The sequence below is a fragment of the Kribbella sp. NPDC050241 genome, from assembly GCF_044459685.1.
GTDB lineage: Bacteria > Actinomycetota > Actinomycetes > Propionibacteriales > Kribbellaceae > Kribbella.
The window spans coordinates 811,447-832,044 of sequence record NZ_JBITJE010000002.1 but is presented as its reverse complement, the minus strand read 5'-3'; the positions used below and the strand labels follow the sequence as shown (position 1 = coordinate 832,044).

At 68.8% G+C, this 20,598-nt stretch carries 14 protein-coding genes; 9 read left to right on the top strand and 5 right to left on the bottom strand.

Annotated features, from left to right (window positions below):
• Positions 1–2: 2 nt before the first annotated feature.
• Positions 3–1,682, bottom strand: a complete 1,680-nt coding sequence (locus ACIBG5_RS11860) for a DUF2207 domain-containing protein (protein WP_396391525.1) — start codon at positions 1,680–1,682, stop codon at positions 3–5.
• Between the two features lie 102 nt (positions 1,683–1,784).
• Here ACIBG5_RS11860 and ACIBG5_RS11855 point away from each other — a divergent pair, with 102 nt between their 5' ends.
• On the top strand, positions 1,785–2,852 hold the full coding sequence (locus ACIBG5_RS11855; protein WP_396391524.1) for a neutral zinc metallopeptidase: 1,068 nt from the start codon (positions 1,785–1,787) through the stop codon (positions 2,850–2,852).
• A gap of 158 nt (positions 2,853–3,010) precedes the next feature.
• Positions 3,011–4,030 carry a neutral zinc metallopeptidase gene (locus ACIBG5_RS11850; protein ID WP_396391523.1) on the top strand — a complete coding sequence of 340 codons (1,020 nt, stop codon included), beginning with the start codon at positions 3,011–3,013 and terminating at the stop codon, positions 4,028–4,030.
• 688 nt (positions 4,031–4,718) lie between these two features.
• Here the strand turns inward: ACIBG5_RS11850 and ACIBG5_RS11845 are convergent.
• Positions 4,719–4,976 carry a pentapeptide repeat-containing protein gene (locus ACIBG5_RS11845; RefSeq protein ID WP_396391522.1) on the bottom strand — a complete coding sequence of 86 codons (258 nt, stop codon included), beginning with the start codon at positions 4,974–4,976 and terminating at the stop codon, positions 4,719–4,721.
• Between the two features lie 183 nt (positions 4,977–5,159).
• Here ACIBG5_RS11845 and ACIBG5_RS11840 point away from each other — a divergent pair, with 183 nt between their 5' ends.
• Positions 5,160–6,173 (top strand): neutral zinc metallopeptidase, encoded by a 1,014-nt coding sequence (locus ACIBG5_RS11840; RefSeq protein ID WP_396391520.1) that lies wholly within the window; start codon positions 5,160–5,162, stop codon positions 6,171–6,173.
• On the opposite strand, the gene ACIBG5_RS11835 is transcribed toward ACIBG5_RS11840, so the two are convergent.
• On the bottom strand, positions 6,170–7,855 hold the full coding sequence (locus ACIBG5_RS11835; protein ID WP_396391519.1) for a DUF2207 domain-containing protein: 1,686 nt from the start codon (positions 7,853–7,855) through the stop codon (positions 6,170–6,172). The two genes, ACIBG5_RS11840 and ACIBG5_RS11835, sit on opposite strands and share 4 nt — an antisense overlap.
• Positions 7,856–7,912: 57 nt before the next feature.
• Between ACIBG5_RS11835 and ACIBG5_RS11830 the strand changes: the two genes are divergently transcribed.
• From ACIBG5_RS11830 to ACIBG5_RS11820, 3 genes are all read left to right on the top strand, one after another.
• Entirely contained in the window at positions 7,913–9,001 is a 1,089-nt protein-coding gene (locus ACIBG5_RS11830; protein WP_396391518.1) for a neutral zinc metallopeptidase, read from the top strand.
• Entirely contained in the window at positions 8,998–10,926 is a 1,929-nt protein-coding gene (locus ACIBG5_RS11825; RefSeq protein WP_396391516.1) for a protein kinase, read from the top strand. Before ACIBG5_RS11830 ends, ACIBG5_RS11825 begins: the two co-directional genes overlap by 4 nt.
• Positions 10,927–11,135: 209 nt before the next feature.
• Entirely contained in the window at positions 11,136–11,420 is a 285-nt protein-coding gene (locus tag ACIBG5_RS11820; protein ID WP_396391515.1) for a hypothetical protein, read from the top strand.
• A gap of 182 nt (positions 11,421–11,602) precedes the next feature.
• Here ACIBG5_RS11820 and ACIBG5_RS11815 read toward each other — a convergent pair whose 3' ends face one another.
• On the bottom strand, positions 11,603–12,619 hold the full coding sequence (locus ACIBG5_RS11815) for a serine hydrolase domain-containing protein (RefSeq protein ID WP_396391514.1): 1,017 nt from the start codon (positions 12,617–12,619) through the stop codon (positions 11,603–11,605).
• Between the two features lie 9 nt (positions 12,620–12,628).
• A complete protein-coding gene (locus ACIBG5_RS11810) occupies positions 12,629–13,177 on the bottom strand; it encodes an NUDIX hydrolase (RefSeq protein ID WP_396391512.1) in 549 nt (182 codons plus the stop codon).
• Between the two features lie 142 nt (positions 13,178–13,319).
• Here ACIBG5_RS11810 and ACIBG5_RS11805 point away from each other — a divergent pair, with 142 nt between their 5' ends.
• From ACIBG5_RS11805 to ACIBG5_RS11795, 3 genes are all read left to right on the top strand, one after another.
• Positions 13,320–15,152, top strand: a complete 1,833-nt coding sequence (locus tag ACIBG5_RS11805; protein ID WP_396391511.1) for a DUF222 domain-containing protein — start codon at positions 13,320–13,322, stop codon at positions 15,150–15,152.
• Between the two features lie 158 nt (positions 15,153–15,310).
• Positions 15,311–19,246, top strand: coding sequence for a Pls/PosA family non-ribosomal peptide synthetase (locus tag ACIBG5_RS11800; protein ID WP_396391510.1), 3,936 nt, complete (start codon positions 15,311–15,313; stop codon positions 19,244–19,246).
• The gene (locus ACIBG5_RS11795) at positions 19,246–20,580 is read left to right on the top strand and encodes a M1 family metallopeptidase (RefSeq protein ID WP_396391508.1); all 1,335 of its coding nucleotides are present in this window, start codon (positions 19,246–19,248) and stop codon (positions 20,578–20,580) included. The genes ACIBG5_RS11800 and ACIBG5_RS11795 overlap by 1 nt, the downstream gene beginning before the upstream one ends.
• The last annotated feature ends 18 nt before the right edge of the window (positions 20,581–20,598 follow it).

The following is a 20,598-nucleotide window of genomic DNA, read 5'->3' as shown; positions in this document are numbered from 1 at the left end:
GATCAGCGGGCGAAGAGCGCGCCCGTCAGGTTCGTGGTGAGGTTGCGCAGCGAGTCCGGCAGGTACTGCAGGTGCCAGCCGCGCGGACCGCGGTACCACGGGAAGCCCTGGTCCTCGTCGGCGTCCTCGTCGGTCGCGACCAGCGCGTCGATCCAGCGCTCCGATCCGCCGAGGACGACGGCGTACGGCAGTGCGCGCGAGCAGAGCTCGGCGTGCTGGTCGGTGGGCAGTTCGCTGACGTCCATCTCGAGCAGCTCGCCGCGGATCGCAGCCACCTGGCCGAGCACCCGCCCGGCCGCCGGCGCCTTGGCCGGCATGTAGCGGCCGACCACGATCAGGCCGACGCCGATGGCGGTGAGCGCCAGGCCTAGCAGGCCCCAGGTCGAGAACAGTGCGAGGAGGACAGTCGCGATCACGCCGACCACTGTGGTGGCGATACCGATCGTCGCCCACAGCGACCGGGTCCGGTCCGGACGCTCGTTGAACCAGCCGCGCTTGACCACACCGTCGTACAGCGCGTCCTGGACCTGGCTGAGGTTCTCCCGCACCTGGCGGCCGAGCTCCGAGACGAGCACCGAGTCCCCGTCGCCGAAGATCGCGCGGATCAGGACGTTCTCGTAGCGCTGCAGCTCCTCCGACGGCGCGTTCGCGACCCGGCGCAGCTCCCAGTCCGGTCGCGCGTACTCGGTCTCGTGCTCCAGCTCGATGATCGTGATGTGCCCGCGGACGGCCAGGTCGATAATCGTCGCGGTGACGTCGACCGGGTCGATCCGCTCGTCGATCAGCGTGCCCACCTCGCCCGGCCGCAGGTCGGACGGCGGGGTGAAGTCGATCCGGGTGTCGTTGCCGAGGCTGAACAACGAGGCCGGTACGACGCGGCGCGGGTCGACCTGGTCGCGGCCGCGGACCCGGTAGAGCAGCAACAGTCCGATCAGGCCGAGCAACAGCACAGCAAGCGCGGTGATCAGCTGCGCGGTGTCGGTGGAGAACGCGCGCTTCAGCGTCTTGCGGTACTCGACGATCGAGTTCGCGGCGATCTCGCCCTCGGGGAAACCGATCGTCATCCGGACCGTGTTGCCCGGCGGCAGGCTCTGCTGCTGGAACGTCGGCCCTGACGTCTCACCGATCTGCGCCAGCGTGCACGGCGTGTTGCTGTCGATCGCCCCGGCGAAGCACGAGACGTGCGAGACCTCCGGAGTACTGAAGACGATGTTGGCCTGCTGGACGGTCAGGTTGATCCCGGTCAGCGGGGCGAACCGCACCTCGGTGCCGTTCAGCGTCTGGGCGACCGCGCCCTTGACCGTGTAGGTGAAGTCCAGCTGGGTGTCGCCGCTGATGTCCGCGACCGCCACCGAGGTGACGTCACCGTCCGTGCTCAGCTCGGCCTGCTTGTCCTCGCCGCCGGACTTGACCTGCAGGTCCTGGATCTCCTGCACGTGGTCGACGTCGTCCGGCAGATGGTCACGGGTGACGACGAACCGGGTGAACGTCCCGGTCACGTTGCTGAGCTTCCAGGTCTCGGAAACCCGTAGCAGGCCGTCACGTTCGACCCGGATCTGGCTGTCGAAGTTGGTCACGACCGGGTCGGCCGCACCGCTTGAACCGGTCGCACCGGCGGGGAGGCCGGTGAGGGCGGTAAGACCAAGGGCACACAGGGAGAGCCCGAGCAGACGAAGACGCATTGCTCAATCACACCGTATCGGAGGGGTCAGTGTTGACCTGGGCACCATATCGTGACGCACGTTCAACGGTGGTTGAGCCTGGGCTCCGCTACCGTCTGCCGCGTGTCAGGCAACCAATGGGGACCTCCACGCCAGCCCGGGTACTACGGTCCGCCGCCGACCGGCCCGCAGTACGGCTGGGGACCGATGCCGCCGCAGCCACCGAAGAAGTCGCGCGGCGTGGCCGTCCTGGTCCTCGGCCTGCTCGCTGCCGCGGGGGCGGCCGCGGTCATCATCGCGCTCAAGATCGCCCAGGGTGACGACGATGTGGCCGTGACACGGCCGGTTGCCACGAGCGCTCCGACGTACCCGACCCCTTCGGTGCCGGTGGCAACGACCACCTCGTTGCCGCCGCCACCCACCACTCGGCCGCCGACGCCTCAGCCGACGCGGACGACCACTGCGCCGAAGGAGGTCAGCCCGCTGCACTTCATCGCCACCCATCGGCTCTACAAGACCGGTATGCAGCGGTCGGTGAACTGCAAGGAGTCCCGCTCCGGGCTCGGTAACGGGTCGAAGGCAACGGCTTACTACCGCGCGGTCAAGGCCTGCCTGGACCGCGCGTGGCCGCGGCAGGTCCAGGCGTCCGGCAGCCGGTTCAGGACGCCCGGACTGATCTCCTGGGTGGGCAGCGCGAACTCCCCGTGCGGCAACTCCGACCGGAGTCTGTCGTTCTACTGCTCGTCGAACCACACGATCTACATGGATGTTGCCGACGACATCCAGTACTGGCGGCAGAACCAGCAGTTCACCCGGGCGCTGGCCATGCACACAGTGGCCCACGAGTACTCGCACGCCGTCCAGCAGATGACCGGCATCCTTCCGGCGTACTACAAGGTCCGCTACCAGATGCCGAACCAGGCGGCACAGCTCGAGGTCAATCGGCGGATGGAGTTGCAGGCGTCCTGCCTGGGCAACACGTTCCTCGGCGCCAACCGGGGCAGCTACCCGATCTCGGGCGGGCTCTACCGGCAGTGGCTCTACATCGTGAACAACAGCGGTGACAACACCTCGCTACCCCGCGACCACGGGAGCCGAAAGAACCACGGCGCCTGGAGCCGGTCGGCGTTCACCAGCCGGAACCTCAGCAAGTGCAACACCTACACGGCGTCGGCGGCCAGAGTGAGTTGAGCCGGGGCTCGGATAGCGTCGGGCGGGTGTCTGGCAACCAGTGGGGCCCACCGCCGCCCGGGCAGTATCCGCCCCCTCCTCCTCCGCCCGGACAGTTCGCTGGGTACGGCGGTCCGCCGCCACAACAGTTCGGGTGGGGCGCACCACCTGGTGGGCCGATGCCGCCGCGGAAGAAGGGCAGCGGTGCGAAGGTGCTGCTCGCGATCCTGGGTGTCGTCGTACTCGGTGGGATCGGTCTGGCAGGTGTGTCGAACGCCCTGAAGCACAACGACTCTCCCTACAGCAGTCCGTCGATTCCGGCCTCGACCGACAGCCCGACGTACGAGCCGTCCGAGGAGCCTTCGCCGGCGCCGGCCACCAGCCGGCCGACAGCGACCCGGACCACGGCCAAGCCGACGACCACGCGGCCGACCGCGCCGCGGACGACCAGTACGCCGAAGCCCAAGCCCGGACCGACCGACGCCGACCTGGTGCTGCGCAACAAGCTGTACAAGTCCGGGGGCATGAAGTCGGTGAGCTGCAAGGAGAGCCGGTCGCGTCCGTCCACTGCGTCCGGTGCGCGGGCGAACTACTCCGCTCTGCTCAAGTGCCTGAACAAGGCCTGGCCGTCGATCGTCGCGAAGGCCGGTGGCCGGTTCCGGTCACCGCACGTGCTGTCGTTCAGTGGCACCATCCAAACGCCGTGCGGGAGCTACAGCGACACCGGTCCGCCGTTCTACTGCGGCAGCACCGAGACCATCTACATGAACCTCAGCGAGGACATCGGCAACTACAACCGCCACCCGGAGGCCTATCAGAAGGTGTGGGCGCGGATGTGGATGCTGCACCAGTTCGCCCACGAGTACGGGCACCACGTGCAGAACATGACCGGCATCCTCGCGGCCAACAGCCGGATCCGGTACGAGGCGCCGACCCAGGCAGCCGAACTCGAGGGCAGCCGGCGGCTGGAGCTGCAGGCGTCCTGCTTCGGCGACATCTTCATCGGGTCCAACCGGCGTACCTACCCGGTCACCGGCGAGTCGCTGTTCCAGTGGAAGTGGTTGATCCTGCACTGGACGGACTACAACAACGACCACGGCGACGGAGTGAACCACCAGTACTGGGCCACCCGCGGCTTCAACAGCCGCAACCCGAACGTCTGCAACACGTTCGCCGCCTCGGCCGGGAAGGTTCGGTAGACCGGAATGCCCGCCCGACACCGGTCTGATGCGCGGTGAGAGCCCGGGGTGACTAGCCTGGGTGAGCCCGGATCACGCAAAGTATGTCCGGGATGTGCATCGTTGTCCGGGGGGAACCGACCGGGCGCGGCTTCGGCACCCCGAAACAGCGCCGGATGCATCACGTTGACGGCAACACCCAGCAAGGTCGTGAGGAGTATCGATGTCGGACAACTGGAACCCACCCCCGGGACACGACCCGGCAGACCGCGAGCCGGCTGAGGGCGATCAGCCGACCGGTCCGCCGGAGCGGCCGGCCCGGGACGGTCGGCCAGGCCAGTGGTGGACCGAAGAGGACATCGAGGCCAAGCGCGAGTTCCAGGACCCGTCAGGCGGCGAACGCCCGCAGAACAAGTGGTTCGGCGAAGGCTGGGCCAACCGCCGCCCGGTAGACCCCGACCAGCCCTCCACCTGGCAAACCAACCCGGACCAGTCGAGGCCCGCCCAGCAACGCCCACCCCAGTCCGGTCCTCGGCAATCCGGTCCCGCGCAGGGTGGTCCAGCGCAAGGTGGTCCGAGGCAGTCCGGTCCTCGTCAGTCCGGTCCTGCGCAGTCCGGTCCTGTGCAGGGTGGTCCGAGGCAGTCGGGTCCCGTGCAGGGTGGTCCGAGGCAGTCCGCTCCTGGTCAGCAGGGTCCGGGGCAGTCAGGATCAGGCCAGCCCGGTCCCGCACGCCCCGGTCCAGGACAGGCCGGTCCCGCTCCAAGCGGTCCCCGTCAGTCCGGTCCCACGCAGTCCGCTCCGGCACAGGGTGGTCCAGGACAGACCGGTCCCGCGCAGTCCGGTCTCGCGCAAGGTGGTCCCACTCAAGGTGGTCCCACGCAGTACCGTCCTGCCCAGTCCGGTCCCTCGCAGCCTGGTCCGGCACAGTCCCGTCCAGCGCAGTCCGGACCGTCCGGCCCTGGCCAAGGTCAGCCGCCGCAGCAGGGGGGACCGTACTCGCAGGGGTCTTATCTGTGGGGGCCGCCCGAGCTCGGCAAGCCGCAGCAGGAGGGCTCCTCAGCCTGGAGCCCAACACCACCGAGCGCGCAGCAAGGCGCCCGCTCCGGCGGTGCCCGCCACGCCTCTACACCAGGCGGCCAGACCGGCCCGATGGGTCAGCCCGTCCAGCAGCCGCCGACCTGGCAGTACCCGCCGGTCCCGATCCCCCAGCCACCCGGCTCCGGCCGCGGTCATCGGGCGAAGCGGAGCTCCCGCACTCTTCTGATCGGCCTGGTCGTCCTCGCCGTACTAGTCGTCGGCTCCGGCATCACCCTCCTGGTCCGCAACGCCGGCGACGACACGCCACAGGCGACCAACACCCCGTCGACGGCAATGTCGGAGTCCCCTTCAGAGTCCCCTTCAGAGTCGCCGTCCCCGAGCCCCACGCCGACAAAGCAGGTCCCGTCGCGCGACGACCAGCTCGTCACCGCGAACAAGCTGTACAAGATCGGTCCGATCGCCACCGCGAGCTGCGCCGAGCCGCCGTTCGCGCCGGTCAACTTCACCGCCGCGCGGGCCTACTACAACCGCCTGCTGCCTTGCCTGAACCGCACCTGGTCGCTGGCGATGAAGAAGGCCGGCATCCGGTTCGTCCCGCCGAAGGCGGTCGTCTACGCCGGCCAGGTCGCCAGCCCGTGTGGCGTTCAGCGCAGCGTCCGGGCGGCGTACTGCGCGTCGAACCTGACCATCTACATCCCGTACGCCGTGGACAACAAGAACTTCAAGTCCAACGCCGTCTACTCCCGCGCGCTGCGGCTGAACACGTTCGCGCACGAGTACGGCCACCACGTGCAGTACCTGACCGGCATCCTGGTCGCGTCGATGGCCCGGGCCCAGAAGATGACCCCGGCCCAGAAGCTGCTCGAGAGCCGGCGGCGCGAGCTCCAGGCGACCTGCCTCGGCGGTGCGTACCTGGGGGCGAACGCCGTGGTCATCCCGATGAACGGTCCACTGCTGGTGAACTTTAAGTTCCTGATCGCCCACACCGGTGACGACTACTCGCGGCCGCGGGTGCACAGCCACGGCAACCGGGTGAGCAACTACCGATGGCTCGTCGTCGGGTACAACCGCAAGTCGCCCAACTACTGCAACACGTACACCGCTGCCCCCGCCCGGGTGGCTTAGAACAGACGGCGTCCGGCGGTCAGCGAACCGCCGAACGCCATCACGAAGTTGCTGAGCGATTCGCCGATGTCGGACAGGTTCCAGTTCTCCGGACCGGAGTACCAGCCGATGCCTGCGTCCGCCTCGGCGTCGTCGTCTGTCGCTGCGATCTCCAGTGCCCACTTCTCGGTCAGCCCGAGGACAGCGGCGTACGGGAGGCATCGGGAGGCGAACTCGAGCCGATGGCTCTGCGGCAGGTCTGCCGACGTCTCGTTGGCCAGGTACTGCTGCAGGCCTGCCACCCGGCCGAGTACGGCGGCGCCGCGGGCAGTGCGGGCCGGTGCGACCTGGCCGACGAGTGCGAGCGCCAGTCCGGCCAGCATCACCGCGAAGCCGACCAGACCGAACTTGCTGACGATGGCGAGGACTATGGTCAGTACGACGCCCGCACCCAGCAGCACCAGACCCGCGGTGGTCCAACGGTTCCGGACGGCGTCCGGCCGGCTGCTGAACCAGCCCTGGGTGACGACATCGGCGTACAGCTGCTCGCGTACGAGGTTCAGCCGCGGCCGCAGCGACGGGCCGAGCGCGGAGACGACCGCGGTGGTGCCGTCGGCGAACACCGCGTCGAGCAGGGCCTTCTCGTACGGCAGCAGTTCGGGACCGCCCTGGTTGAGACGGCGCAGCTCCCAGTCCAGCTTGCCGAAGTGCGTCTCCCGCGGCAGCTCGACGATGGTGAGGTAGTTGCGGACAGCAAGGTCCAGCAGCGTCGCGGTGATGTCGACGACGTCGGCTGTCTCGTCCACCACCGTGCCGACCTGCCCCGGACGGATCCCGTCCGGCGCCGCGAACTGCGGACCGTCGGGGCCGTCCAGCACCGGCCGCTCCGGCGCGCCTCCGGCGACCTTGCCGGCGTCACGCCCGCGGAGGAACCAGAGTGCAGCTGCACCGAGCAGTCCGATGCCCAGCACGATCACTGCGAGGCCGATGGTGCTGGAGTCGGCGGTGAACGCGTGGCCGAGCGTCCAGCGGGTCTTGAACTCCGCGTTCGGCTGCACCGTTGCCTGGTCGCTCAGTCCGGTCAGGAAGGTCAGCCGTCCACCGGCCGGTACGCCGTTCTGCTCGATCTGCAAGGCGGCTGACTCGGCCAGCTGCGACGACGTACACGGCATGCTCGATCCGACGCGTCCGGCGATGCAGGTCACCCAGGTCGCGAACGGCACATTGACGGTGACGCTCGCCTTCGGGACCGCCGTACCGAAGCCCTGCAGGACCGGCCAGCTCACCTCGCGGCCCTCGGTGGAGTCGGCCACCACGTTGTCCACGGTGTAGCTGTAGACGACCTTCGACTGGCCGGACACGTTCACGGTGAGCCGGCGGCCGTCATCGGTGCCGTCGTTCTGGAAGCCCTGGGCCGGCTGGCCGTTCACGGTCGCCGACACGTCGCTGAGGCCGTACGTGCGGTCCCGCTCGGCGTCCGCGCGGACCCGCGTGGCCAGCGTCCGGCTGAACGTGCTGCCACCGGCGGCCAGGTCGACCGTCTCCTTGACCTGCAGCTTGCCGTCCTTCGTCAGCGTCGCCTCGGCCGAGTACGCCGTGATCCGGTCGTCCGCGGCCTGCGCAGGCAATGTGCTCAGGGCAACGATCGGGGCGGCCAGAGACAGCAGCAGGGCAGCCGGCAGGAGGCGGCGCTTCAGTGACATGGGTCGAGGGTAGTCTCGTGCCGGTTCGTCCAATGCAGGGGCAGGAGGGCAGGATCCGTGAGCAGCCAGTACGGCTACGGCGGTCGTCCACAGGACCGGCCGGTGGGTCCGCCGCCCGGCGTTCTGCCACCTCCACAAGCGGCGCCACAGTTCCAGCAGCAACCGCCGTACCAGGGCCAGTGGGGTCAGCAGCAGCCGTACTACGGCGGCGGTCCGGGCCAGTTCAACGGGTTCCACCCACCGCCCCGCCGGTCCGGCGCACTCCGGCTGATCCTGTTCGGCGTCTTTGTCGTGGTGGTCCTCGGTGTCTCGCTGACCGTGATCAGCATGATCATGTCCGGCGGCAACAGCGACGACAACACCGCCGGCCCCGGGGTGACCGGGCCGTCGATCGTGCCGACCGCGACCAGCCACCCACAGCAAGGCAGCGCCGAGGACTTCCTGCTCCACGCCGACATCTACGACACCGGCGCGCTGCCGGAGCAGAGCTGCAAGGCCGCCGACCTCGGTGACGGAAGTCTTGCCGCGCAGAAGGTCTACTACGAGAAGCTGTTCGGCTGCCTGAACGAGGCCTGGCGGCCGATCTTCAAGGAGATCGGGCAGGACAAGCCGGACCCGGGCCTGGTGGTGTTCGACAAGCCGGTGACCACCCCGTGCGGCCGGTTCGAACCGCTGTCCGGCCGGGTACTGGCGTTCTACTGCTACGGCAACCAGGTGATGTACACCGACGTCGCGCAGATGAACAAGGCGTTCGGCCCGACCGAGGACCTGGCGTACCTGATGACCATCGCGCACGAATACGGTCATCACGTGCAGGGTGTCAGCGGGCTGTTCTACGCGCGAGCGGTCTACCTGCAGGACCACCCGGACCAGAAGCTCGAGTCGTCACGCCGCAACGAGTTGCAGGCGTCCTGCTTCGCCGGCGTGTTCAGCAAGGCGGTCGAGGAGTCGTATCCGCTGACCGGCCGGCTGGCCGAGTTCAAGCGGCAGTCCAGCAGCAGTTTCGGCGAGTCGTCGGACACCCCGGAGGACGAGCGGACCCACGGCCTGGCGACCAGTCAGGGCTTCTGGATCCAGAACGGTTTCAACATCGGTGAGAACAAGGCCTGCAACACCTTCGCGGTATCGGCGGACCTGGTGAAGTGACCGATCGGCTGATTGGGGGCCGCTACTTACTGGGGGAGCCGCTCGGCACGGGCGGCATGGGATCGGTCTGGCGTGCGCACGACCAGCAGCTGGACCGTGTGGTCGCCCTGAAGCGTGCGCACCCCGGTGTGGACGACCCGCACGGCCGGAGGCTGCGCCGCGAGGCGCGGACCGGTGCCCGGATCCACGATTCGCACGTGGTGACGATCTTCGACGTGGTGAGCGACGGCGACGAGCACTGGCTGGTGCTGGAGTACCTGCCGTCCCGCAGTCTGGACGAGCTGATCGCGGACCGCGGCACGCTGCCGCCGGACCAGGTCGCACGGATCGGCCTGCAGCTCGCGTCGGCGTTGCAGGCCGTGCACGCGGCCGGAGTGATCCACCGCGACCTCAAGCCCGGCAACGTCCTGGTCACGACGGACGGTACGGCGAAGCTGGCCGACTTCGGGATCTCCCGCCGGCTGTGGGCCGAGGCGACACTGACCGACAGCTCAACCGTCGGTACGCCGGCCCACCTCGCCCCGGAAGTTGCCAACGGCAATGAATCGACAGCGGCGTCGGACGTCTTCTCGCTGGGCGCCGTGCTCTACACCGCACTCGAAGGGCATTCGCCGTTCGGCACGGATCCCAATCCCCTTGCGGTCCTGCGCAGGGCCGCACACGGTGAGATCGAACCTGTTCGCCGGGCCGGTCCACTCGCGCCACTGATCACGCAGATGCTCGCGGTCGACCCTGCCGCGAGGCCGAGCGTCGTACAGGTGATCGATCAACTTGGCGGCACCCCTCTGCCGCCGCCTCCCAGGAAGCGGCGGTGGCTGATCCCCACCGCGGCCGGTGCGGTCGTGGTAGCAGTGGTGTTGGCGTTGGTGCTCGTCAACGCGTTGCGCGACACGACGGCGCCCGAGGGATCGGCCGTTCGCGCGACGCGTGACCCGGTGGGTGACCCGTTGACGGTCGACCCGTGCGGGCTGATCGACGAGGCGTCGTTGAGCTCATTCGGCGAGACCACGCTGGAGCCGAGCTATGGCAACTTCGACCGGTGCGACGTAGTGGTGACCGGCAAAGGTGACCAGGAGGTCGACGTACGCACCGATTTCGAACTGCCGGACTCGGATGAGATGCCGTCTGGTGAGGTCGAGAAGCACGCTGGCAACCTGCTCGCCGTGGTGCGGGAGAAGGCCGAGGACGACGAGTGCAATCGGGTACTCGTGCTGGCCGATCACAAGAACGTGCGGGTCGAGGCCAGGCACAACCACGGGTCCGGGATGGACGTGTGCGGGATGGCGGAAGCCGTGACGCAGAAGGCGATCGGCATACTAGGAGCGGGGCCGATACCTCGTCGTACCCAGCCACTGCCGGACACGTCGCTGGCACGTCTGGACGCGTGTGCGCTGCTCGACAACAAGGCGCTGGAGCTGATCCCCGGCGTCGACGCGACGCATCCGGAGCACTCGTTCGGCGGGTGGCAGTGCGGCTGGGACAGTACGACGAGCGACCTGTCCGTGGCCCTGCGGTTCGGCCGGGACCAGCCGCTGGACGCGTCGGACGGGCAGCCGGTCAGGATGGCGGGGCGGTCCGCGTTCGTGCAGAGCGAGGACGACGGGCCCCGGGCACCTGCACCGTGCGGGTCGTGTACCGGACGTTCTTGGATGCCCACGACGACGCGATCGAATTGGTGCAGCTGGTCCTGTCAGGGCCTGGCAAGCCGGCTTCCCTGTGTGGGCTGGCCACCAAGCTCAGCGAGGCCGCCGCGGCCAAGCTTCCGAATGGGTGACGTGGATCCAATCGGCTGGAAGCTTCCGGAGGCGCATGTGTGCGTCGGCGAGGACGACCAGCGCGTGAGCCGCCAGCACGGATCCATCACGTACCGGTCCGGGCAGTGGTGGGTGACGGCGACCGGCCGGCTGCCACTGCGACTCCCATAGGGGCAGCGGCTGTTCCCATCCGAAGCGCCGGTGCCACTTGCGGCCGGGTACACACCTCTCTATGTGCAGGGCTCCAGTGGCCGCGAGCATCTGCTCGAGGTGTACGTCGCCGGCGACAGCGGACCCGGCCGGTACTCCGGCACCGCGACCCGACGCAGCCGCCGCGCATCTGGTACCTCAGCCCCGACGAGAAGCTCGCACTGATCGTGGTGGGCCAGCGGTACCTGTTGCACGAGCGTCATCCACTCCCTCTCGCGTGGCGCGTTGCTGCGGACCAACGGTCCGAACTCCACCCGGACGCCGGCTGGACGGGCAAGCGGGTCGAGCATCTGGTCGCCGGCGTACGCAACCGGCTGTCCCGCGAGGGCGTCGCTGGGCTCACCCGCGAGGAGGTCGGCGAACCGGTCGGCAACGCGCTGAACGACAACCTGTTCGCCGAACTGCTGCTGTCGACCACACTCGTTCCGTCGGACGTCGACATACTGGACGACTGAGCTCGGGAGGGGTCCCAGGCGACCGGACTTGGCTTCGCGGCACAGCCCCCGCTCGAAGCAGGAGTCCTCATGTTCTCGCAGATCGTCGCTGTGATCGCGGCCCTCGCGGCTGCTGCCGGTCCCCCCGCGCACAACGTCGTCGTACAGCACGCCCACCGAGACAACTCCATCAACACGCCGGTCTAGTTCTGGCAGCCGAAGAGGCTGACAAGCAGATCGTAGGTCTGGGGCGGCGCCGCGTCGGTGGTGTTGATGGACAGGGTGACCTGCCGGGTAGCGTCGGCCGAGTGATAGCTCCAGGTGCGGTAGCCGAAGATTCCGCCGCTGTGGCCCCACAGGACCAGGCCTGGCAGGCTCAACCGGCTGATGCCTAGGCCGCCGGTGTGGAAGGCGGCGTCTGTTGGCACGGTTGTCTGCATGGCTTCGAGTTCAGCTGGGCGGAGCAGCTCGCCGTTCAGCAGGGCTGCGTAGAAGTGGTTGAGGTCCGTCGCCGTGGAGACGATCCCGCCGGCGGACCACGCCTGTGAAGCGTTGAGCTCTGCCATGTCTACGAGCTCGCCGTCGGCTGACATGTAGCCGTGGGCATGCGGCTCCGGCAGCTTGGGGGCGTCACCGGGGATCAAGGTCTGCCGCAGATCGAGTGGGTCCAGGATGCGGTCCTGGAGCTCTGTCGCGTACGACTTGCTGGTGGCAGCCTCGATGACCAGCGCCAGCAGGATGTAGTTGGTGTTGGAGTACGACCGCTTCGCGCCCGGCTCGAACAAGGGCTCGTGTCCGGTCGCCATGTTGACTGCGCGCAGTGGTTCCCAGTGCAGGAATCGGTCCCGGACAATTCCCGCGGCCTCAGGCAGGTCGTCGGTGTAGTTGTAGAGGCCGCTCGTGTGGTTGAGGAGCTGGCGGAGCGTGATCCCGTCGCCTGCAGGCACTAGGCCGGGCAGCCAGCGGTCGACCTTATCGTTCAGGCTCAGCACGCCCTCGCCGATCAGCTGCAGTACGACGGTCGCGGTGAAGGTCTTGGTGACGCTGCCGATGCGAAACGATCCCGCCGGGTCCACCGGATCCCGAGTGCCGAGTTCTGCCACCCCGCTCGCATCACTCCAGAGTCCGTCGGCGTCGCAGTACTGCATCAGCACCCCAGCTGCGCCCGCGTCGACCAGCGAGTCGAGGACTCCCTGCAGACGTTGCTCCCGAAGCTGCATCCCCCACTACTACACGAAGGCGATCACATGCAGCAGACCGACCAGGGAGGCTGCGCCGACGATCTCGCCGGCGGCGATGCGTTCGCGGAGTGAGTCGATTCGGATCCACTCGACACGCTCCGCCTCGTTGATGTCCTCGGGCTCGCCGATGTACTCGGCACCCTGCGACACGAACAGCAGATGCTCGGCGTCCGTCGTACCGACAGATGGTTGCAGCGACACCAGGGATACGACGTTGCGCGGCCGCCAACCGGTCTCTTCCTCGACCTCACGGGCGGCCGTGACGGCTGGATCCTCGTCCGGGTCGACGTACCCGCCCGGCAACTCCCAGACCCAGCGATCGATGACGAAGCGGTGCCGCCACATCATCAGGACGCGCTCGCGGGCGTCATCGAGAACGACCACGATCGCCGCCTTGGGCATCCGCAACACGTACTGCTCGAACCGCAGTCCGTCCGGTAGCTCAACCGACGCGATACTCAACCGCAGTCGACGCGTGTCGTCGACAACCCGCTCGCCGAGAACCTTCCAGACCGTCGACCCATCCTGACCTGTCACATCGCGACAGTATCCGACCTGTTTGGCTGCTGTCCGCCGGTGTATATCCGTTCATGCGTGCTTCCTGGGTGTGAGGTTTCCCCTTGTGGATAAGGGATTCCAGCGTCTGATCGAGGCTTGCATATGATCTAAACTAGAACGCATGTTCGACGATGATCTGTCCGCGCTGCCGACGGCCGACCTGCTGGAGTCGGCCGCGCAGCACCGCGCCGAGATCAACCGTCTCGAAGCCCGCCTCCTCGAACACGCCCAGCAATTCGCCGACCAGCATCACCCCACCACCAGCCCACCTCGCCCCCGGCTCCATGACTGGGAAGGCCGCGAACGCAGCATCGTGCTCGGCGGCGACGGCTGCCCCGAGATCACCGAGTTCGCCCCCGCCGAGTTCGGCGCCGTCCTGGGGATGTCGACCGGCGCCGCCGCCGGCTACATCGGGCAGGCCCTCGCGCTGCGGCATCGGTTCCCGTTCATCTGGGCGCGCGTCCAATCCGGCGACGCCACTCCCTGGCGCGCCGCCAAGATCTCCACCGCGTGCGAGGACCTCTCGCTCGAGACCGCCGCGATGGTCGACCGGCGGCTCGCCCCGATCGTCGACACCGTCACCCCCTACCGGCTGGACAAGATCATCAAGGCCGCCCAGTGGCACGCCGACCCCGCCGCCGCTCGCGCCGCCGCCGAAGAGAAGGCCCGCGAACGCGGCGTGTACGTCGGCGACTCCGACGACCACGGCACCAAAATCCTCTACGTACGCGCCGCCACTGGCGACATCATCCGCTTCGACGCCACCATCACGAGCATCGCCGACGCCCTCCACATCCTCGGCGACACCACCACCCTCGCTAGCCGCCGCGCCAAGGCCATCGGCATCATCGCCGACCCTCACTACACCGCCGAACTCCTCCTCCAAGCCCGCGAATGCACGCCCACCCCACCCACCGCCGACCCGACCGAACCAAAGGCCGGCGAAGAACCCGGCGCCAACAACAGGCCCAGGACGAACACGCCGGACACCCCTGTTGGCCCGCACACCAACGCGGCCCCTGCCGAACCCGGCCCCGCCGAACCTCGCCCCGGCGACCTTCGCCTGGCCGGACCCAGCGCCGGCCATGGACGCGGGCGGGATGGTTCACGCCGGCACGAACCAGTTCGCGACCGACTCGACCTGGGCGAGCGTGCGCTGAACGACCCTGGCCCGGACGAACCCGGCACCGACGACGAGGCCGACCGCGACGCACCCCACCCCAGCTCCGGCAACCTCCCCGACCCCCTCGACACTCCGCCCCGGCGCCCGCCGCTCGACCCCACTTGGCCCACCCCAACCACCACAGACCCCGGCGAGCCCCTCGACGCCGACGCTCAGCGCGCGCTCGATGCCCGCCTAGCCCACATCAGACAGACCGCCCACACGAGACGAGGCACCGACACAGCCACACGAACCGGTGCCGCACTCAACCCTGCCCGCACCCGGCTACGCCCCGCACACACCCAGGTCTACATCCACCTCACCGACCACACCCTCGCCACAGGCACCGGCATCCTCCGCGTCGAAAACCTCGGCCCGATGCTCGCCGACCAGCTCACCGAACTCATCGGCCACGCCCCGTACACCGTCAAGCCCGTCATCGACCTCAACGACAGCATCAGCGTCGACGCCTACGAGATCCCCACCCGCATCCGCGAACGCGTCAAGCTCACCCACCCCATCGAGCTCTTCCCATATGGCGCCCGCGAAACCAGCCACACCATCGACCTCGACCACATCCAGCCCTACAACCCCGCCGGCCCACCCGGCCAAACCAGCACCGACAACCTCGCTCCACTCGGCCGCCGCCACCACCGGATCAAAACCCACAGCAACTGGAACGTACGCCGCCTCGACCAATCCACCGTGGAATGGACCACCCCCAACGGCTTCACCTTCCACGTGACCCCCACAGGCACCCACCGAGTAGCCACACCCGAGGCCGAGGGGTGATCACCTGTCACCACAACTGCAGCAGCCCGCGGGTACTTGGTTACATCGGATGGCTTGTGGGCGTAGGGGTTTCACGAAGGGATGTGTGGTTGCGGAGTGGGTGTCTGGTGGTTGGTTGGAATGCGGGGATTGTTAACTTTGCAGCGTATTATCCGGCCGTGACGTTGCGACGCGGGGAGCTGGCGGCGCCCGCGCGAACGTTGGTGGGGGTGCTGCAGGACACGGCCGACAAGTACGCCGATGAGCCGGCGCTTGATGACGGCAGCGTGAGCCTGAGCTATCGCGAACTGCTGGCCCAGGTCACCAAGTTCGCCGGACGCCTGACCGCGGCAGGCATCGGCCCGGGCGATCGCGTCGGCGTACGAATCTCGTCCGGCCACAACGACCTGTACGTCGCCATCCTCGGCACCCTGCAGGCGGGCGCGGCGTACGTCCCGGTCGACGCAGACGACCCGGACGAACGCGCGGAGCTGGTCTTCGGCGAGGCCGCGGTCGCCGCGACTGTCGCCGACGATCTCGAGCTGACCGTCCTACGCCCGCAGCCAGGCCCCATCCCGGACAACGAGAACGCCGACGGCTACTTCGACTACCCCTACAGCGCCCGGATGGATTCCTCCAGTACGGCGGACGCCCGGCGACCGCATCACGACGGTCCGCGACCGGAGGACGACGCGTGGATCATCTTCACGTCGGGTTCGACCGGCGTACCGAAGGGTGTCGCGGTCACGCACCGTTCGGCGGCCGCGTTCGTGGATGCGGAGGCACGGCTGTTCCTCCAGAAGGAGCCGATCGGCCCCGACGACCGCGTACTCGCCGGCCTGTCGGTCGCGTTCGACGCGTCCTGCGAGGAGATGTGGCTGGCCTGGCGTCACGGTGCGTGCCTGGTCCCGGCGCCGCGGTCGCTGGTCCGCAGCGGCATGGACCTCGGCCCATGGTTGGTTGCCCAAGGCATCACTATCGTCTCGACCGTGCCGACCCTGGCAGCGCTCTGGCCGGCCGACGCGCTGGACCAGGTCCGGCTACTGATCTTCGGCGGTGAGGCCTGCCCGCCAGAGCTCGCGGAGCGGCTCGCCGTCGACGGCCGGGAGGTCTGGAACACGTACGGCCCGACCGAAGCAACCGTTGTCGCCTGCGGCGCACAGCTGACCGGCGAGGGCCCGGTCCGAATCGGTCTTCCTCTGGACGGCTGGGATCTCGCCGTCGTAGATGCCGACGGCAACGAAGTACCGGAGGGCGGCATCGGCGAGCTGATGATCGGCGGCGTCGGCCTGGCCCGGTACCTGGACCCGGCCAAGGATGCCGAGAAGTTCGCCCCGATGCCGACCCTCGGCTGGGATCGCGCGTACCGCAGCGGCGACCTCGTCCGCTACGAACCCGAGGGCCTCCTCTTCCAGGGGCGCGCCGACGAGCAGATCAAGCTAGGCGGCCGCCGGATCGAGCTCGGCGAGGTCGACGCCGCGCTCCAAGCCCTGCCCCAGGTCACCGGCGCCGCAGCCGCGGTCCGCGCAAGTGCCGCCGGTAACCAGTTGCTCGTCGGGTACGTCGTACCCGAGGACCCGGACACGTTCGACCAGGCCAAGGCAACCGAGCGGCTCCGCGAAGCTCTCCCCGCGGCGCTCGTACCGCTGCTGGCGATCGTCGACACACTTCCCACCAGAACGTCGGGCAAGGTCGACCGCAACGCGCTCCCCTGGCCGCTGCCCGGCATGGACTCCGACGGCCCCGCAGCCCTGCTCGACGGCACGGCAGGCTGGCTGGCCGAGCGCTGGACGAAGGTCCTCGGCGCCAAGGTCACCGGCCCGGACAACGACTTCTTCCTGCACGGCGGCGGCAGTCTCGCCGCAGCGCAGCTCGTGTCGGCGCTGCGCGAGCGCTACCCCGATGTGACCGTCGCCGACATCTACGAGTACCCGCGACTAGGCGCCCTGGCCGATCGGCTCGACGAGTCGACCGTCCTGATCACCGGCCCAGTCGAGGTCCGCGAGATCAGGCCTACGCCGAAGTCCACGCAACTACTCCAGACCGCGCTGACCCTGGTGCTCCAGACCGTCGTCGGCGTCCGCTGGCTGGTCTACCTCTTCACGCTGAACAACCTGCTCGCCGAGTTGGTCGGCCCGCTTCCTTGGCTCCGGACGGTCTCGTGGTGGTGGATCCTGGCCGGCTGGCTGATCCTGATCACCCCGGCCGGGCGGATGAGCATCGCCGTCGTCGGCGCCCGCCTGCTCCTGCGCGGCGTGAAACCCGGCACCTACCCACGTGGCGGCAGCGTCCATGTCCGGCTCTGGGCGGCCGAGAACCTCTCCGACGCCGCCGGCGCGGCCAACCTCGCCGGCGCACCCTGGATCGCGTACTACGCCCGCGCACTCGGCGCGAAGATCGGCCGCGGCGTCGACCTGCACACGCTCCCACCGGTCACCGGCATGCTCACGATGGGCCGCGGCGCATCGGTCGAGCCCGAGGTGGACCTGGCCGGCTACTGGACCGACGGCGACCAACTCCACGTCGGCGCGATCAGCATCGGCGCCGAGGCGGTCGTCGGCTCGCGCAGCACGCTCCTCCCCGGGGCCGAGATCGGCCGGAACGCCGAGATCGCCGCCGGATCGGCCGTCTCCCGCAAAGTCCCCCCGAACGAGCGCTGGTCCGGCTCGCCCGCCACCCGCGTCGGCCGCGCCCGGCATCCCTGGCCGGACCACCGTCCCGCCCGCGCGCCGTGGTGGGTTCTCGCGTACGGCGCTCAGTCCGCGGTGATGTCGTTGATCCCGGTGGCCGCTGCCGCCGCGGCGATCGTCGTACTGGGTCGCGCCCTCAGAGGAACCGAGACACTGCAAGCGGCAGCGCTCAAGGCCCTGTCCGCCATCCCGCTGATGACGCTGGTCGGATTCGTCACGCTGGCCCTGCTGACACTGATCGGCGTACGGCTGCTCGGCATCGGCATCAAGCCGGGCCATTACCCAGTACGCAGCCGGATCGGGTGGCAGGTGTGGGCGACCGAGCGGCTGCTGGACTCGGCACGGACCCTTCTCTTCCCGCTGTACGCGAGCCTCCTCACGCCGTGGTGGTTGCGCGCGCTCGGCGCCAAGATCGGCCGAGACGTCGAGGCGTCGACCGTGCTGCTGCTGCCGAAGATGACGACGGTAGGCGAGGGTGCGTTCCTGGCCGACGACACGATGATCGCGTCGTACGAGCTGGGCGGCGGCTGGCTGCACGTGGCCGGCGCGAAGGTCGGCAAGCGTGCGTTCCTCGGGAACTCCGGGATGACCGCGCCGGGCCGCTCGGTGCCGAAGAACGGCCTGGTCGCGGTCCTGTCGGCGGCGCCGAAGAAGTCCAAGGCGGGTACGTCGTGGCTCGGTTCGCCGCCGGTGAAGCTACGCCGGCAGGCCGTCGAGGGCGACCAGAGCCGCACCTTCAATCCGCCGACGCGGTTGAAGGTCGCCCGGGCGCTGGTCGAGCTGTGCCGGTTCGTGCCGATGATGTGCACGGTGCTGATCGCACTCGGTGTGCTGTTCGGGCTGCAGGCGATGGATCTGTGGATCGGCCCGTGGGCGACGTTGCTGCTGTCCGGCGCGGTGATCCTCGCCGCCGGCGCGGTCGCGGGCGGGATGGCGACGGTCGCCAAGTGGCTGATCGTCGGCCGGACCCGCGCGGTGGAGTACCCGCTGTGGAGCTCGTTCGTCTGGCGCAACGAGGTCGTGGACAGCTTCGTCGAGCTGGTCGCGGCACCCTGGTTCGCGAACGCGGCCGCGGGTACGCCGGTCCTCGCGCTCTGGCTGCGGTCCCTCGGGGCCAAGATCGGCAAGGGCGTCTGGTGCGAGACGTACTGGCTGCCGGAGGCGGATCTGGTCACCCTGGGCGACGGCGCCACGGTGAATCGCGGCTGCGTGCTGCAGACGCACCTTTTTCATGATCGAGTTCTCTCCATGAGCACAGTCACCTTCGGACCAGGCGCCACCCTCGGGCCGCACGGCATCGTCCTGCCGGCCGCCACGGTGGGCGCGGGAGCTACCATCGGTCCGGTGTCTTTGGTGATGCGTGGTGAAGGTGTGCCGGCCGGGACGCGCTGGGCCGGGAACCCGATCGCCCCCTGGCAGGGCTGATGGTTGCCCGCACGACAGGGCAGCCCGGAGCGTCGACCGCAGGCGATCCCTACGTGCCCTCCCACGGCAACGGCGGCTACCACGTGGAGTCGTACGAGCTGGACCTGGACTACCGGGTCAACAGCAACCGGCTGAGTGGCAAGGCGACGATCACCGCGGTCGCCAACCAGGCGCTGTCCCGGTTGACGTTCGACCTCTCCGGTCTGCGGGTCGCGAAGGTGTCGGTCAACGGCCGCCGCGCCGCCCGCTACGTCCACCGCGCCGGCAAGCTGCATGTGACGCCGCAGGCCGCGATCATGGACGGCGCCGAGTTCGTCGTCGACGTACAGTACGCCGGCAACCCCAAGCCGGAGGACAGCCCCTGGGGTGAACTCGGCTGGGAAGAACTCACCGAGGGCGTGATCGTGGCCAGCCAGCCGAGTGGCGCGGCCACCTGGTTCCCGTGCAACGACCACCCCGGCGACAAGGCCCACTACCGGATCACGGTGACCACCGACTCGCCGTACCAGGTGGTCGCGAACGGCCGGCTCGTGTCGCGCCGGGTGAAGGCGAGCCGCACCACCTGGGTGTTCGACCAGGCCGCGCCGATGGCGACGTACCTGGCGACGGTCCAGATCGGCCGGTACGACGTCCTCGACCTGGCCGCGTCACCGGTGCCGATCCGGGCGGTGCTGCCGGCCGCGCACCTGCGGCAGTTCAGGACGGACTTCGGCCGGCAGCAGGAGATGATGAAGCTGTTCTGCCGGCAGTTCGGGCCGTACCCGTTCGAGGGCTACACGGTCGTGGTCACGGACGACGACCTGGAGATTCCGCTGGAGGCACAGGGGATCTCGGTCTTCGGCAGCAATCATGTGGACGGCCGGCGGACTTCCGAGCGGCTGGTCGCGCACGAACTCGCCCACCAGTGGTTCGGTAACAGCCTGACTCCGTCGACCTGGCAGCACATCTGGCTCAACGAGGGCTTCGCCTGTTACGCCGAGTGGCTGTGGTCGGAGGCGTCCGGCGGCCTGACCGCCGACCAGCAGGTGTCCAAGGCGTACACCCGGATGAGGGGCCTGTCGGCGGACCTGATGCTGTCGGATCCCGGGCCGGAGATGATGTTCGACGACCGGCTCTACAAGCGCGGTGCGATGACCTTGCATGCCCTGCGCAAGCATCTCGGCGACGACGCGTTCTTCAACCTGCTCCGGACCTGGACCAGGACGTACCGCCACGGCTCGGTGACCACCGACGACTTCATCAGCCTGGCCGCGACGTTCAGCCCCAACGAGCCAGCGCTCCTGGAACTGTTCGCCGCCTGGCTGGACACCTACGAACTTCCACGGCGGCGCTAGCCAGGAGCTAGGTGCGAG

What these genes read in the sequence shown, in the direction of transcription:
- ACIBG5_RS11860 (WP_396391525.1), bottom strand. Translation starts at nt 1,682, where the DNA reads ATGCGTCTTCGTCTGCTCGGGCTCTCCCTGTGTGCCCTTGGTCTTACC.
- ACIBG5_RS11850 (WP_396391523.1), top strand. Translation starts at nt 3,011, where the DNA reads ATGCCGCCGCGGAAGAAGGGCAGCGGTGCGAAGGTGCTGCTCGCGATC.
- ACIBG5_RS11840 (WP_396391520.1), top strand. Translation starts at nt 5,160, where the DNA reads ATGGGTCAGCCCGTCCAGCAGCCGCCGACCTGGCAGTACCCGCCGGTC.
- ACIBG5_RS11835 (WP_396391519.1), bottom strand. Translation starts at nt 7,855, where the DNA reads ATGTCACTGAAGCGCCGCCTCCTGCCGGCTGCCCTGCTGCTGTCTCTG.
- ACIBG5_RS11815 (WP_396391514.1), bottom strand. Translation starts at nt 12,619, where the DNA reads ATGCAGCTTCGGGAGCAACGTCTGCAGGGAGTCCTCGACTCGCTGGTC.
- ACIBG5_RS11805 (WP_396391511.1), top strand. Translation starts at nt 13,320, where the DNA reads ATGTTCGACGATGATCTGTCCGCGCTGCCGACGGCCGACCTGCTGGAG.
- ACIBG5_RS11795 (WP_396391508.1), top strand. Translation starts at nt 19,246, where the DNA reads ATGGTTGCCCGCACGACAGGGCAGCCCGGAGCGTCGACCGCAGGCGAT.